Annotated in this window: 11 protein-coding genes; 3 read left to right on the top strand and 8 right to left on the bottom strand. The window is 57.6% G+C overall.

Annotated features, from left to right (window positions below; all coding sequences use genetic code 11):
* The first annotated feature begins 127 nt into the window (after positions 1-127).
* Entirely contained in the window at positions 128-562 is a 435-nt protein-coding gene (locus tag J2S31_RS11660) for a hypothetical protein (RefSeq protein WP_237099264.1), read from the top strand.
* Positions 563-751: 189 nt separating this feature from the next.
* Here J2S31_RS11660 and J2S31_RS11665 read toward each other — a convergent pair whose 3' ends face one another.
* Both J2S31_RS11665 and J2S31_RS11670 read right to left on the bottom strand, forming a co-directional pair.
* A complete protein-coding gene (locus tag J2S31_RS11665; protein ID WP_272908796.1) occupies positions 752-1093 on the bottom strand; it encodes a DUF3467 domain-containing protein in 342 nt (113 codons plus the stop codon).
* Positions 1094-1445: 352 nt separating this feature from the next.
* Complete coding sequence (locus J2S31_RS11670) at positions 1446-4139, bottom strand: hybrid sensor histidine kinase/response regulator (protein ID WP_237099266.1); 2694 nt, start codon at positions 4137-4139, stop codon at positions 1446-1448.
* Positions 4140-4754: 615 nt separating this feature from the next.
* Here J2S31_RS11670 and J2S31_RS11675 point away from each other — a divergent pair.
* Positions 4755-5585 (top strand): hypothetical protein, encoded by an 831-nt coding sequence (locus J2S31_RS11675; RefSeq protein WP_237099267.1) that lies wholly within the window; start codon positions 4755-4757, stop codon positions 5583-5585.
* Positions 5586-5670: 85 nt separating this feature from the next.
* On the opposite strand, the gene J2S31_RS11680 is transcribed toward J2S31_RS11675, so the two are convergent.
* Genes J2S31_RS11680 through J2S31_RS11705 form a run of 6 tightly spaced genes read right to left on the bottom strand, consistent with a single transcriptional unit; the run spans position 5671 to position 12674 of the window.
* Positions 5671-7641 carry an acetoacetate--CoA ligase gene (locus J2S31_RS11680; RefSeq protein WP_237099268.1) on the bottom strand — a complete coding sequence of 657 codons (1971 nt, stop codon included), beginning with the start codon at positions 7639-7641 and terminating at the stop codon, positions 5671-5673.
* Positions 7642-7674: 33 nt separating this feature from the next.
* Positions 7675-8853 carry a thiolase family protein gene (locus J2S31_RS11685; protein ID WP_237099269.1) on the bottom strand — a complete coding sequence of 393 codons (1179 nt, stop codon included), beginning with the start codon at positions 8851-8853 and terminating at the stop codon, positions 7675-7677.
* 25 nt (positions 8854-8878) lie between these two features.
* Positions 8879-9523, bottom strand: a complete 645-nt coding sequence (locus J2S31_RS11690; RefSeq protein ID WP_237099270.1) for a flavin reductase family protein — start codon at positions 9521-9523, stop codon at positions 8879-8881.
* Positions 9520-10689, bottom strand: a complete 1170-nt coding sequence (locus J2S31_RS11695; protein ID WP_237099271.1) for a homogentisate 1,2-dioxygenase — start codon at positions 10687-10689, stop codon at positions 9520-9522. Before J2S31_RS11695 ends, J2S31_RS11690 begins: the two co-directional genes overlap by 4 nt.
* 6 nt (positions 10690-10695) lie before the next feature.
* Positions 10696-11547 (bottom strand): fumarylacetoacetate hydrolase family protein, encoded by an 852-nt coding sequence (locus J2S31_RS11700; RefSeq protein ID WP_237099272.1) that lies wholly within the window; start codon positions 11545-11547, stop codon positions 10696-10698.
* Entirely contained in the window at positions 11544-12674 is a 1131-nt protein-coding gene (locus J2S31_RS11705) for a VOC family protein (protein ID WP_237099273.1), read from the bottom strand. The genes J2S31_RS11700 and J2S31_RS11705 overlap by 4 nt, the downstream gene beginning before the upstream one ends.
* A 321-nt stretch (positions 12675-12995) precedes the next feature.
* Here J2S31_RS11705 and J2S31_RS11710 point away from each other — a divergent pair, with 321 nt between their 5' ends.
* The gene (locus J2S31_RS11710; protein WP_237099274.1) at positions 12996-14642 is read left to right on the top strand and encodes an ArnT family glycosyltransferase; all 1647 of its coding nucleotides are present in this window, start codon (positions 12996-12998) and stop codon (positions 14640-14642) included.
* Positions 14643-14691 lie beyond the last annotated feature (49 nt).

The following is a 14691-nucleotide window of genomic DNA, read 5'->3' on the forward strand; positions in this document are numbered from 1 at the left end:
TCGCCCTGCCCCACCGAACCGCACAATTCCCATTGACCCCATATAGGAATTTTCCGATAATAAATAGGAATATTTCTTAGTAGCGCTCCGTTATTTATAGAATTTTTCAACCCAATAAGGGGGGCACATGAGGAATCGCCTGCTTGCCACATTACTACTCGCCATGATGGTTTCCAGCCCGGCATGGGCCGAGCAGAAATCGGTTGAGTTGACCGCCTCCATTCCGGCCCACGAGTGGAACTCCACCCGGCTGCAAAACGTTTCCCAGGGATCAACCCTTCAGTTTGACCTCACCAGCGATGGCGAAATCCGCGTGTTGTTGCTGGACAAGGAAGGGTTCATGCGATATCCGGAAATCGACCGTCCGTTGTTCCGCTCCGACACTTCCCAGCACATTCAATTTTCATTGGTGACCCCAAAGAGCGGCGATTACTACCTGGTGGTGGACAACACCGCGGGCGACATGCGAGCGCACTACCTGGCACGGATCGAAGCACGTACCAATGTCATGGCGGAGAGGAATGAGCAGGGCGCACCGGCCCTGATGCTGGCCCACCGCTAACTTGAACCCGGATGTTCAACGATTCCTTCGAATACCGCGAACGGGCCTCAAAAAGAAAAGGCCCCGTTTTGACAACATAACCGGAAAACAAAAATCCCCGCTTGATGCAAGCGGGGATTTTCTTTTTTCGAAGCGGTTGAACCACGGCAACCTTGGAACCGGATCCGTATCCCGGCCTCTTCCCGTCAGTCAGCGGGTTTCGCCATCCAGGGGAAGGCGGCCGAAGCGTTCCTCGTATTCGGAAATGATTTTATTCAACAGCACCAGGAGGCGTTTGGCGGCGAAGGGGTTGAGCACCATGCGGTCGCTGAGCTGAATCGTCACTTCATTGTCCTGCGGCACGTTCCACGTCTGGTTGGTGCCAAAAAAGATGGACACCTCTTCACGCGTACTGGAAGCATTGACCACATTCGCGTAGGTGGTTTGCATCTTGGAGTCATCCCAGTTCAACTTCAGGCTCTGACTTCCTTTTTTCTGCGCCGCTTGAGGACCGGTCCCTCCCGGGCTTGCAACTTTTTTTTCTTCAGCCATACAACCTCCCCAATAATTTATGAAACGATTGCTCAGTTAAGCCGCTGTCCCCAATGCCACCACGTCACTTCGCCACGATACCATTCAGGACCACCCCCTGAAAGCTATCGTGTGGCCAAAGCGCCCTGGCCGCAAGGAAACAGGAATTGAAATTTCATTTTAATACCATAAAGGCTGGTTTGAAGAAATACAAGAATGGAGAAACGGCGTCCCTCTCATGGCCGGGTGCCGGACTCCGGGCTTTCTTGCCAGCCCCCGGTTCCAGCCCAACCACCCAAACCCCTCTCAAATCTCTGTGGGCTGTCCTGTTTGCACTGGAGCAGTTTCAAGGAATGGTGTGGAGGAAGCAGGCTCAATGATGCGGCGGAATGCGGTCCAGTTCCTTTGTGATGGCGGTTTTATCGAACACCTCGGCCATGCGTTGCAGCTGGTTGGCCAGCTTCTTTTCTTCCGGCCCGAAACGCTCCACCACTGCCAACAATTGTTCGAATTCATCGAACAGTCCCTTGCTCAACGTCATTTTCATTTCGTCCACCAGAACGGAAGGGACTGAAAGGTTGGCGTGCTGAATTGGAGTATCCCCTTCCCGGTCATCGCTGATCACACAGCTGTCCTGGGGTGGGGGCACGAACTCTATGGACATCAGGAGCCCAATTTGTTCCAGCAGTTCTTCCCGAACGAGGGGTTTGGAAATGAACGCAGACACCCCATGCTCGAGGAACATCTGCCTTTCCTGATCGAAAGCGGATGCGGAGACCATGATGATCTTGAAACGGTCGGGCCCATATTCCCGGGAGATCTCGCAGATCAACTCCAACCCGTTCATTGCCGGCATGCGGTAATCGACGAGCAACAGGTCCGGGTTCCATTTCCGAAGCATTGCCAGCCCTTCCTCGCCACAAGCGGCGGTGCGGACCTCCATTCCCGTCCGCCTCAACATTTCCTGAACGATCTCCAGATGAGTGGGATCATCGTCCACAATGAGGACTCGGAGCAACACGCCGGGAGGAAGAGTGACCGGTTTTTTCAAATCAGCAGACACTACTTTGAGTTCCTGCCGGGAGGGTGGCAAGACAAGCTCAAAGAAAAAACGCGTGGAGCCGTCCGTTTGGGATTCCAACATCAGTTTCCCGCCCATCAACTGAACCAACTGCCGGCTGATGGCAAGCCCCAGACCGGCCCCTCCTTTCTCGAGACCCACATCTCCCTGCTCAAAAACCCCAAAGATCGCCTCCTGTTTTTCGGGCGGAATGCCCGGCCCGGTGTCGATCACTTCAAACCGGAAGCGGTCCGCCTCCATTTTGGTGACGCGCAACTCCACACACCCGGATTCCGTGAATTTGATCGCGTTGTCGAGCAGGTTACTCAGCACCTGGTGGATTTTCTGCTTATCGCCTGAAACCGGGGACGGGCCGGAAAACATGGTGAGAACCCATTGCAGTTTTTTGCTCCGGCACAGGGCTCCGTACTGGGAGTTCACTTCACAGATCAACCCGCCCAGATCAAAGGGCCGCACATTCAACACTTCCTTCCGCGCTGCGATTTTGGACATGTCCAGAATGTCATTGATCAAATGAAGAAGCCGGGAACCGGAATGGTAAATCCCCTTCACTTTGTTCTTCTGCTTGGGGTCGAGGTTGGAATCGCGGTCCAGAATCTGCGCGTATCCCAATACTGCATTCAGGGGAGTGCGGATTTCATGACTCATGTTGGAAATGAACAGGCTTTTGGCCTGGTTGGCTTTTTCGGCTTCCCGCTTCGCATCCATCAGCGCCTGCGCTTTAGTGGAAACCTGTTTCTCCAACTCTTCCAGATGAGTGACCAGATCATCGGTCAACTCTTTAAAGGAAAAAGAAATGCTGTCCAGGTCTTCCTCGGGTTTCTTCCCTACGGGAGAAGAGGGGGCCGACTTCGGAGTGAGAGGGACGCGGAGGCGGGTGGATTTCAGAAGTTTTTCCGCAGGATTAATGAAAGCGTAAATCATCACGCCTCCCATAATGAATGCGGCAAGAAACAAAACTCCCCAAACGCCTCCAAGACCGGCGCGCAAAATGGAAACGGGTTTCAGCACTTCCTTCGCATCCATTTCCAGGACCAGCGACCAGTTGAGTCCGGAAATCCCTTCCACCCCCTTGGAACGCTGATACGTCACCAGCCAGTCCTGACCGTCTTTTTCGTGGAAGTAATAACCGCTCTGGCCCTGCAGGGCCCGCGCCACCGGGGCCCAGGCGGACAGATCCCCGCCAAATGGATGAATCCGGACCAGCCTTGCATCGTGTTGGCCGGAGGGAGCCATACTGCTCAGGATGACTTCCCCTTTTTCATTGACCAGGTAAAAGCGGAGGGAATGGATGGCCGCCTGCCGTTGAAAATCATCCAGCAGGTTGCGGATGATGACAATGTGCAATCCACCTTTGAGCATGCCCTGATAACGGTTGGAGTCGTCCATCAGCTTCACGGCCACGGTGGTGGAAAAGGCATCGGTGCTCTCGTCGTAGGCGATGGCCTCAACGTGGACGTCCTCTCCGGATTTGCGCGCCTGCTGGTACCAGGCTTCATCGGCCTGAAAGTAATCGGTGGTGCGGGGGGAGGCGGCGATCAGCGCCCCGAAACGGTTGGTGGCGAAGATTTCATTGAACACTTCCACGCCGTATTTCTTTTTCAGGAATCGTCGCTTTTCGGCGAAGGTGCCGGACAGGGGATTGTCGAGAATGGCCTGAATCGGAGGCGTGGTTTTTCCTGCCGTCCAGTCCTCATCCATTTGCCGGATGAAAACATCGCGGTCCGGCATCGATTCCATTTTGCGGGTGGAGGATTCCACCTCGCTCCTCATCGTCAACTCATGCGCCAGGATCTGGAGCTCTTCTCCCCGCATGAAAATGATGCGGTTCACGGAATCCAAGGTGTTTGCCGTCAGGTTCTGAATTTCACCGGCGATGCGTTCCTTAAGGATGGTCTGAGAATGATTGAGCAACAAGTAGCCCGCCATTCCAACCAAACCCGCCACCAGCAAAATCGCACCAAAGACTTTCTTGGAAGCACTCATTGGCATATGGGACCCCTCCCCTGTCCCCATGACCGGTCGGACCCGCAATTAAATCCAAATATCTAAATTTGCCACATCAAAAATCGATCTCCGACCCTGAACCTCCATCTTCTAAAAAATTGCCCCCCGGCCGATCCCCCCTGCAAAAAGGAACTGGGGATGCCGACCTGATTTCTTAACCGCTTAGCTTGCGACCATTTTATCTGAAAACTACCATTCTTTTCACAGAATTTAGGTGAACAGAATATTTTTTATAAGGATTTTCCTACAGGCGTGCTCCCCCACAATTTCCGCATTCAGCCATAACCCTTGTATTTAAAATGCTTTCATGCACTGGAAGCATCAAACCCACCCCTTAAATTCTGCAATTGAATCTTCCCTGGTCCACTCATGGGGGTTGCCTATCCTTCGCCGGAGTCCAAAATTTTCTTACAAAAAACGGTTTTATTTCGATTATCCGAAACTCGCTGAAGGGACAGTTCAGGGTTTCCATCCCCCTTCTGTTTGAATGGAAAATTCCCCCATGGAGGATTACCTTAAATACAGATGGACCTTTTTTGATGAAAAGCTCCGTTCCATGTGTCCAGGCACCATTAAACAACATCGAGGTTTGCCATGAACTCCAAAAAGCAATTCGACAATTTTTGGGCGACCATTCAGACGCGCATTCACCAGCATCCTGTCATCGTGTACAACCCCTATTGCAAATGGTTCCGGCAGGGCACGTTCACCCTCGAGGATTTGATTCACCTGTTCACACAATTCGCGGTGTTTTCGAAATGGTTTCTGCTCGTGCAGATGATGCGCATGATGCACGCACCGGACCTGGAAGCGGAGGCACACGCGCGCTACATTCTGGCCAACGAACTGGGGGTGCACATCAACCCGGATGGCACCACCGAAAACCAACCGTTCAAAACCCGCTGGGCGCACATCAACTGGTTGCGCGATACGGCCCAACCGCTGGGCCTGAACCCGGAATTGCTGGGTAGCTGGAACACGGCCACGCCTTCCACAAGGCGCTTCATCCGCGGCCTGGAGGAAACCTACGGCAGTAAGGACGGAGAGGTGGGACGCGGCGCCAGCTACGCCATCGAAACCTGGGCGGCGTGGGGCATCGGTCAGGGTGCCGAGGAGTCCAACAACTTCTGGAAGGAGCTCATCGACGGCCTCGAAATCTACAACGAAACCTGCAACGCCTACGGCGACCCCGCCATCCCGCTCGACTTCTTCGAGTTCCATTTCAACAGCGAGAAGGGGCACGGCGACAACGTCCTGGAGGAATTGAAGCAGGCGTTTTACAAGCCCGGTTTCGACAGCGAAAAGTTTCTGCAGGCGGGCGAAAAAGCGCTGGACGCGATCTATACGTTCTGGATGGGCCTCGACCGCGACCGGCACAACCGCGAAGCCATGCGGAATTACTATCCGCTCGTCGTGGGGGCCTGAACTATTTAGAGTCGCTAATTTTGGCGTAAAAATAAACCGGCACGGGGCCTTCCGGTCTCCGTGCCGGTTTTTTACAAGAGGGCGGTCACTCGCCGCGCAACGCCAGTCTCCGGCCGTACAGATCCTCATATTCCGAAAGGCACCCGGCGTTGGCAATGACGTGCAGGTTCGCCGGAGACGTGCCGGAAAACACCCCGCGCACCGCCAGCTCCACCTTCTTGCCGTTCATCGTCTTCGGCACTTCGCGTACCTGGAAAATCTCGTGCGGCACATGGCGCGGCGATTCTTCAGTCTTCAACGCCTGGCGGATACGCGCCTGCAACGCATCATCGAGCGTGCACCCTTCCGCCAGCACCACAAACAAGAGGACGTGGATATCGCCCGCTTCCTCGATGCCGATCACCAGGCTGTCTTCCACCTCAGGCAGGTTTTCGACAACGCGGTAAATCTCCGCGGTGCCGATACGCACGCCGCCGGGGTTGAGCGTGGCGTCGCTCCGTCCGTAAACGATGACGCCGCCTTCCTCGGTGATGGTGATGTAGTCGCCGTGCACCCACACGCCCGGCACCTTCTCGAAGTACGCACTGCGGTAACGCGCTCCGTCGGGATCGTTCCAGAACGCCACCGGCATGGACGGCGCGGGCGAACGGCACACCAGTTCCCCCTGCTCGCCCACCACCGGTTGGTTCTCCGCATTGAACGCCGCCACGTCCATGCCCAGCCCCAGGCACTGGATCTCTTCCTCGCGCACCGGCAATATGGGATTGCCCAGCATGAAACAGGAGATGATGTCGGTGCCGCCGCAGATCGACGACAACTGCACGTCCTTCTTGATAGCGCGGTACACGTAGCGGAAGCCTTCGCGGTCCAGCGGCGAGCCGGTGGAAAGAATCGCTTTCAGGCTGGAGAGGTCCGCCGTTTTCCCCGGCACCTTCCCCTGCTCGCGGTTGATGGCGAGAAACTTCGGACTGGTACCGAAAACCGTACAACCCGTTTCCTCCACTAACTGCCACAGCACGTCAATGGACGGATACGCGGGCGAACCTTCGTAGAGCACGATCGTCGCCTGCCGGGCCAGCGCCGAAACCAGCCAGTTCCACATCATCCATCCGCAGGTGGTGTAATAGAACACCACGTCCTCGGGACCAATGTCGGTATGAAGCGCGTGTTCCTTATGATGCTGCAACAACGTGCCGCCCGCACCGTGCACGATGCCTTTCGGCAGTCCCGTGGTGCCGGATGAGTAAAGGATGAACAAGGGATCGTTGAAGCCCACCGGATCGAACCGCAACTCCACGTCGCCCCCTTCACGCGCAAATTCACTCCATGGCACCGCGGAAGGAAGGTCTAGTTTGGAGAGGTCGTACTGCTCATTCAGGTATGGAACGAGGACCACGTCGCACAGTCCCTTGATCTGCGGCACGAGTTGCTTTATGCGATCGTCGAGAGAATGCGCCTTGCCGTTGTAGGTATAACCGTCCACGGTGACCAGCACTTTCGGCTCCACCTGGCCGAACCGGGCGAGCACGCCCTGCAATCCGAAATCCGGCGAGCACGAGGTCCACACCGCGCCCACCGCCGCCGTGCCCAGCATGGCGATCACCGTCTCCGGGATGTTGGGCAGATAGCCCGCCACGCGGTCGCCCTTCTCCACACCGGCCCGACGCAGAGCGGAAGCGAAGCACGCCACCTGGTGGCGCAGGGTGTCGAAGGTCATGTGCGTGGTGGGACGCGTCTCCGAGCGGCTGATGATCGCCGTCTTGTTTCCCGGCCCCTTCAGCAGGTTCGCCGCGTAACTGAGCTCCGCGCCGTCGAACCACACCGCACCGGGCATGGTTCGGGAGGAAAGAGTCTGTTTCGGCGGGCGGGTGAGATCAATCCCTGACTGGCGCAGGTAGTATTCCCAGAACTGTTCGAGGCGCTTCACCGACCAGCGGTGCAGGGTGGCGTAATCGTGAATGTGCAGGCCGAATTCCCGGTTCACGCCTTTTAGGAATCGGGCCATGTGCGAATGGCGCACCCGTTGCTTGGAAGGCCGCCACAGGATCGGGTTCATCACCGTCTCCTTAAAAAAGTCAGGTGAATCGCGTCACACCAGTTCGACCAGCATCGCCGTGGCCTCGCCGCCGCCGATGCACAGGCTGGCGCAACCGCGCCTTTTGCCGTGCGTCTTGAGCGCATTGAGCAGAGTCACCAGGATGCGCGCGCCCGTTGCACCGATGGGATGACCCAACGCAATCGACCCGCCGTGCACATTCACCTTCTCCGGATCGAGGCCCAATTGATCGTGCACCGCAAGCGACATCGACGCGAAGGCTTCGTTGATCTCGAACAGGTCGATGTCCTTCATTTCCATCAGGCACGCCGCAAGCACTTTCCGGATTGCTTCCACCGGAGCGAGGGCGAACGTGTCCGGCGACTGCGCGTGCGTGACATACCCCAGAATGCGCGCCAGCGGTTTGTGGTTGGCCGACGGCTTGCCGATAACCAACGCCGCCGCGCCGTCGCTCAGTTTCGCGCCGTTGGCTTTGGTGATGGTGCCGCCCGGCTTTTCGAACACCGGCGGCATGGTGTCGAATTGATCCAAATTGTCGAGATGCGGCTGTTCGTCGTGATCGACGGTCTGCGTATAAGTCCGGTGCCATACGGGAACCGTCACCAGTTCCTTCGCCACGATGCCCTTGTCCATCGCCTTGCGCGCACGGGTGTAGCTTTCCTTCGCATAGGCGTCCTGCACTTCGCGGGTGTAACCGAGGCGGTGCGCGAGGATCTGGCTCAACTCACCCATGTGGCGGTTCTCGTGCGGGTCCCACAGTCCGTCGTGAATCATGCCGTCCACCATGTGCGCGTTGCCCAGCTTGTGACCGCGCCGCATGTGCGGCACCAGGAACGGCGCGCGGCTCATGTTCTCCATGCCGCCGGCGACGACGAAGTCGGATTGACCCAGCCGAATGGATTGATCCGCCATCATCACCGCCTTCATGCCGGAACCACACACCTTGTTGACCGTGGTGGCGCCGACACTGTCCGGGATGCCGGAATGCAACGCCGCCTGCCGCGCCGGGGCCTGCCCCACGCCTGCCGACAGCACGTTGCCGAGGATCACCTCGTCGATGTCCTCGCCCTCGAATCCACCGCGCCTCAACGCTTCGCGGATGGCGAACGCCGCCAACTCCGGCGCGGGCACGGGTGCAAGCGTGCCGTTGAACCGCCCGATGGGCGTGCGCACAGCACTATAAATGTAGGTGAAGGAATTTTCCCGGTTCATGTGATTGACCTTTCAGGCTGGCCCGTCATTTTTTGACCGTGGGGCGTTCCATGCGGAACCGATCGGTGGTCTTGGTGTAGTAGTCCGCGCCCATCCTGCCGACGGTGTTCAGCAGTTCGGGAGGGATGCCTTTCTGCCATTCGATGGCGGTGAGGGATTCGGAGAGATAGATTTCGCGCACGTCGCCCAGCACCAGCGTGCCCGCGCCCGCGCCGCTTCCCAAAGGCACGGTGCGGTTGAGCTCGCACACCAACTGTACCGGACTTTCGGCGATGAACGGCGGTTTGCCCTGGCCGCGTTCGACCACCGCCACCCCGGCTTCTTCGAACTCGCTGACGCCGTAGTCGAATGGCGCGGAACTCAGGTTCGCCTTGTCCGCCGCCTCGAACGACACCACGCCCACCACGTACTCGCGCGTGGCCTTGATGTTTTTCAGCGTGTCCTTTTCCGATCCGTCGCGGTTGAAGAAGATCGAGTTGGAGATCATCGGCGGATTCATCGAACAGATATTGAAATAACTGAACGGCGCGAGATTGCGCTTGCCATCGGCGGAAATGCTGGAAATCCACGCGATGGGGCGCGGTTGCACGATGGAGTTCATCAGGTGATACACGTCCACCCAGAAATGGTCCGCCGGGCGGATGGCGGCATAGCCGTTGTGTTGGGTCATGTGCGTGTCTCCTGCCAGCTTTTGGGATAATCCGGGTCCTCCAGCGCCTCGCCTTCCGCCGTCAATGTCATCGGTGCGAAGGTATCGACCATCACCGCCTGCTCCTCGGTCTGTTTCGCACCGATGGACCCGGCATACGCGCCGGGGTGTGGTCCGTGCGGAATGCCCGACGGATGGTAACTGATCGAGCCGCGTTCGATGCCCTTGCGGCTGGTGAAGTTTCCGGAATGATAGAACAGCAATTCGTCGCAGTTGACCGACGAGTGATAAAACGGACACGGCACCGCCCTGGAATCGAAATCCAAAGGCCGCGGCAGAAAACTCATCACCGCGAATCCCCCGCCCATGAACGTGAGGTGCGAGGTGGGCGGCAGGTGCACACGCCCGGTCTTCGGCTGGATGGCGTCGAGATTGATCGCGTACGGATACACATAGCCGTCCCAGCCTTCCAGACGGAAATAGTTTTCAGAGTAATGCGTGCGCGTGAATGCGCCCTGTCGCTTGCGCACGATGGACACCGGCTCTTCGTTCTCGAACAGGTCCGTATCCCACTCCGGCAGTCGAAAACTGCGTTCCGAATATGGCGCATCCATCTTGAATTGCCCCGCATCGTGGCGGAACTCATGCGGGATATCGATGTCGCGTTTGCCCTCGACATACAGCAAGCCAGGAGGAGCGTCGAAGCGGAACCGGTACGGACACGACCGCGGGATGATGAGGTAGTCGCCCGCGCGCAATTTTATTTTGCCAAACAGGCTTTGCAGGGTCGCCTCTCCTTTATAAAGAAAGAACAGTTCGTCGGCGTCATTGTTGGCGAAAAACGCCATCTCTTCCATTGCCGGATGACACAGGCCGTAGGTGAGATCGTCGTTGAACGCGAGCAGGGTGCGACCGGAGATGAAATGCTTGTCCGGCTGAACCTGCCAGCCCCGGAAATGCCGCCGCTCGAGCAGGGAATCCTCGCGCGGTGCGGGGCGTCCCCACGTGGCTTCGGTATAAACCTCGCGCATGGACTCGCCGGTCGGCGGGTGGTGCATGTACAGGATCGAATACGGTTCCTCAAACCCTTCGCGGGTGAAGCAGTATTCGTTGAGCAGTTTCGATCCCGCATAGTGCGCGGTGTGGTGCATGGGTGAAATGTCGCCCAACTGCATGTATCGGAACATGAAAATTCAACCGACCTTGTGGGTCAGCCTCCCTATGTGCTCGATTTCGAGTTCGACCACGTCGCCGCTGTTCAAAAAACGGTCCAGTTCCAGTCCGCAACCGCCGCCCACGGTGCCGCTGGCCAGCACGTCGCCGGGGTACAACGTCTGGTACTCGCAGGCGAAGGCGATGGCCTGTTCAAAGGTAAAATGCGACGAACCGCTGTTGGCTTCCGTCAGCAATTCGCCGTTCACCCAGGCGCGCATGGTGAGGTTGCGCGGATCGGGGATTTCGTCCGGCGTCACCATCCACGGGCCAAGGCCGGTGTTGAAGTCCTTGCCCTTCGCCGGGCCCAACCCGACTTTCATGACTTCGGCCTGCAGGGCACGCGCGGAAAAATCATTGGCGATGGTGTAGGCGCCGATGCAGTCGGCCGCCTCCTTCTCCGTCACGCCGCGGCATTCCTTTTTGAGGACCACGCCCAGCTCCAGTTCGAAATCTTTTTTCGGCTCGCCGGGGGGGAACACGACGGTCGAGTTGTGACCGCTGAAACAGCGCGGCGAGCCGTTGTACCACACCGGGTACTGGTACCACTCCGGCACCATCTCCAGCCCCCGCTTGCTCCGCGCAGTTTTGACGTGCTGTTCGAAGGTGTAAAAATCCATGAACGCGCCGGGTTTTTCCACCGGCGGCAGAAGCGTGACCACGTCCAGCGGCAAGCCCGGTTGTTCAATGACCCGGTGCCAGAGAGAATCGTCCTCATGCAGGGCGCTGAGCGCCTCCACCGTGTTCATGCCGATCAACGGAAACACCCGGCCTCCGTGCAGGAGGCCGTCGTGCGGCGGCTGGCCGGGCCCCACGTAACGCAACAGTTTCATGAAACCGACTCCTGCATCTCGATGGCTTCGAACAGCGCGCGGAAGTTGCCCTCACCGAATCCCGGATGCCCGCAGCGCTGAATGATCTCGAAGAAAAACGGACCCGCATTTTCCTCATGGTAGAGGCCCGACGCATCCTTCAGAAAAATCTGCAGGAGGTAGTCGCCGTTTTCGCCGTCCACCAGGATGCCCGCTTTCTTGAGATCCTTGATCTCTTCCCTGATCTCGCCGATATTCTGTTTGGCGATGCGTTCCGGAAGCATGTCGTAATACGTGTCCGGCGTGTCGAGGAATTCGATGCCGCGGCCCTTCAGCGTCTCCACCGTTTCCAGCAGGTTGTCCACCGCCAGCGCAATATGCTGGATGCCCGCACCGTGGTTGCGCTCGACGAAGGTCTGGATCTGCGATTCGTTGAAGTGCGGGTACAGCGGTTCGTTGGTGGCGAATTTCACCTGCGATCCCGGATCGTACATCACCTGCGACGACAACCCCGTGCCCTTGCGCCCGGACCGGGTGTCCGGCGTGTGGAACGACACGCTCCAGAATTTTTTGAAATCCATCACGTGCTCGAAAAAATTGTAAACCGGATACAGCGTGCGGGCGTTGATCGTCATGTGATCGATATTCTTGAAGGGCGACTGCTCCGCAGGCGGGTGCGGCACCTTCTCGAACATGGGGATGTCTTCCTCGTTGCCGGTCACCTCCAGAAATGTGATCTCGAGAAACCCGATGGGCGTGGCGATGGTGATGAAGCGGTGGCGGCTGTCGCCCGCTTCCACCACTTTTTCCGGATGCACGAAGGTGGCGTGATGCTCTTTCAGGTAATCGACGGCGCGGTCGAGATCTTCCACCTGCAGGGTGACGTTGCGGATGCCGGGGCAGAGAATTTTAAGGTATTGCGCCGTGTAGCTGTGGTTCGACAGGGGCGTCGAGACCATCAGGCGCACGTCGTTGGCGGAAAAATAAAGGGCTTTGCTTTTGAAGCGCTCTTCCCATTGCGGCGTGGAATGATGGGTTTCCACCAGGCCCATCTTCTCGATGTAAAAGTTCCGGCTCCGGTCAAAGAAATCGACCACGAACTCCACCGAAAACACCTTCCTGATTCCCAGCCGGGATGCTGTATCCATGCCATGCCTCCCTTCTCTAGTGAACCCATACAACCTTTTAATGAATATAGGTCCCCAAAAACCGCTTGGCACTTAATATTTAGATGGTAAGGCAAGGGGGCGGGATTCGCTTTATTATCGGGCTTAACGCACGGTATTTCATTGTTTTGCATCCAAGCGGAGGGCAAGCTGGAAGTCCTTTTTGCAAAAGGCTCCCGTTGCCCTTGTATCCGCGCCGCGTGCGTTTTACAACCCTGTGTTCAGGAATTTAAAATTTGAAATTTCGAGTTAATTGCACGAATCTGTTTTGAAGGATTTGAACGGATTGCTTGCCAGCCTTGTATGAGATCGTTTTTCACGCATCCATTTTTTGCGCCTGTATTTCTTGTTGCGCTCTATGCCGCCACACGCCTGTTTGCCCTGCTGGGCCTGCCGATGGTGTTCGATGAAGCCATTTACCTGCGCTGGGCCGACATCATCCGCAACGACCCCTCTTCTTTATTTGTCTCGGCGGTAGACGGCAAGCCGCCTTTGTTTTTCTGGCTGAACGCGGTCACGCTGGGATGGTTCGACAATTTCCTCGTCTCGTCGAGAATGATTTCGGTGGTGGCCGGAGCGCTGGCGGTGATCGGGGTATGGCGCATCGGCGCACTCCTCTATTCACGGAAGACGGCGGCGCTGGCGGCGTTGATCTACCTGTCTTTGCCTTTGGTTTTGACCCACGACCGGCTGGGGTTGACCGACGCCCTGCTGGCGGCGTGTGTCATCTGGACCGTGTACGCGGGCCTGCACCTGGCAAAGGACGACGCGCCGTCGTGGCGATGGGCGGTTGCGCTGGGCGGGTTCGCCGGGTTGGGCTTTCTCACCAAAACGCCGTTGCTGATGTTTCTCGCCCTGCCCGTGCTGGCAGTGTTTTTATACAACCGCCCCCGCAACATCGCACTCTGGAAGCGGCTCATGGTGAGCGGCGCGGTGTTCGGGCTTCTCGCCCTGCCCTTTTTGTTGCATGAACCCGACTATATTTTTCCTCATTCGAGCAAGGTCCTGCATCACAAGGTCCCCCTGCTCGACACCCTGCTTGCCGTTTTCACATTCGATCACCCACAACTTCGGCCGCACCTGAGGGAGCTGAGTGAAGTCGGATTGCTGTACGTCACCTTACCGGTGCTGATCCTCGCCGTGGTGGGAGCGGCAATGGGACTCCGATCTCAACCCCGGACCGCCGTGTTTATGCTGATGTGGTTTTTTCTGCCGACGGCGGTGTTCCTCATTTTTGCTGAGGTGGCGTATCCGCGTTACTTCCTCGTGGCCCTGCCGCCGCTGGCTATTCTGGCGGCGGACGGTTTGCGCGTTTTGATGGCGCACGTCAACAACGCCCTGCAACCGCGTTCGCCGCTTGTGGCTGGGACGGCGGCCTTTGCGCTGGGCGTGGCCTGCCTGATTCCGGCATGGAAGTGGGACCTGCGCTACCTCGCCGCACCGCAAAAAGTGGCATGGACGGAGATCGACCACTGGCAGTACGTGCGGTACCCCGAAGGGCCCCACGCCGTCGCCGATGCGGTGAACTTTCTCAAAAACGAAAGTCGAAAGGGACCGATCGCCGTATTCCTCACGTTCAAGCTGGGGATACCGAGCGATGCGCTCTATCTGTATTTGAAGGATCAGCCGGGGATCGATCTCTATGAGGCGTGGCGGCCGATTTCTTTCCCTCATTCCCTGAAGAACGCCCAGGAGTTCGTCGCCGTGTCCTCCAAATACCAGGTGAAGGACCGGCGCACCGTTTCCGTGCAGGAACTGAAAGGCAGGCGGCTTTACTTTGTCAGCAGTTTGCGGATGTTTCCTCTCGATCAGACGAGGCAGGCAAATCCAGAGTTGCGGCTGGTGAAACTGTACGACGACATCGGCCCATTTGAAGTGTTTTCATTCGCCATCTTCGAGTGGCCCAGCGAGGAACACCCCGTCACGGCTTCCGCGAACTCCCGTTCCTGACTTCAAACTGAACGCGGCCCGGGTGCGCGACCGGTGAGTTGCGGCTTGC

Source organism: Nitrospina gracilis Nb-211 (assembly GCF_021845525.1).
Lineage (GTDB): Bacteria > Nitrospinota > Nitrospinia > Nitrospinales > Nitrospinaceae > Nitrospina > Nitrospina gracilis_A.

Excerpts from the sequence above, each read along its gene's own strand:
- J2S31_RS11660 (WP_237099264.1), top strand. The coding sequence starts at position 128 with ATGAGGAATCGCCTGCTTGCCACATTACTACTCGCCATGATGGTTTCC.
- J2S31_RS11665 (WP_272908796.1), bottom strand. The coding sequence starts at position 1,093 with ATGGCTGAAGAAAAAAAAGTTGCAAGCCCGGGAGGGACCGGTCCTCAA.
- J2S31_RS11670 (WP_237099266.1), bottom strand. The coding sequence starts at position 4,139 with ATGAGTGCTTCCAAGAAAGTCTTTGGTGCGATTTTGCTGGTGGCGGGT.
- J2S31_RS11675 (WP_237099267.1), top strand. The coding sequence starts at position 4,755 with ATGAACTCCAAAAAGCAATTCGACAATTTTTGGGCGACCATTCAGACG.
- J2S31_RS11680 (WP_237099268.1), bottom strand. The coding sequence starts at position 7,641 with ATGAACCCGATCCTGTGGCGGCCTTCCAAGCAACGGGTGCGCCATTCG.
- J2S31_RS11685 (WP_237099269.1), bottom strand. The coding sequence starts at position 8,853 with ATGAACCGGGAAAATTCCTTCACCTACATTTATAGTGCTGTGCGCACG.
- J2S31_RS11690 (WP_237099270.1), bottom strand. The coding sequence starts at position 9,523 with ATGACCCAACACAACGGCTATGCCGCCATCCGCCCGGCGGACCATTTC.
- J2S31_RS11695 (WP_237099271.1), bottom strand. The coding sequence starts at position 10,689 with ATGTTCCGATACATGCAGTTGGGCGACATTTCACCCATGCACCACACC.
- J2S31_RS11700 (WP_237099272.1), bottom strand. The coding sequence starts at position 11,547 with ATGAAACTGTTGCGTTACGTGGGGCCCGGCCAGCCGCCGCACGACGGC.
- J2S31_RS11705 (WP_237099273.1), bottom strand. The coding sequence starts at position 12,674 with ATGGATACAGCATCCCGGCTGGGAATCAGGAAGGTGTTTTCGGTGGAG.
- J2S31_RS11710 (WP_237099274.1), top strand. The coding sequence starts at position 12,996 with ATGAGATCGTTTTTCACGCATCCATTTTTTGCGCCTGTATTTCTTGTT.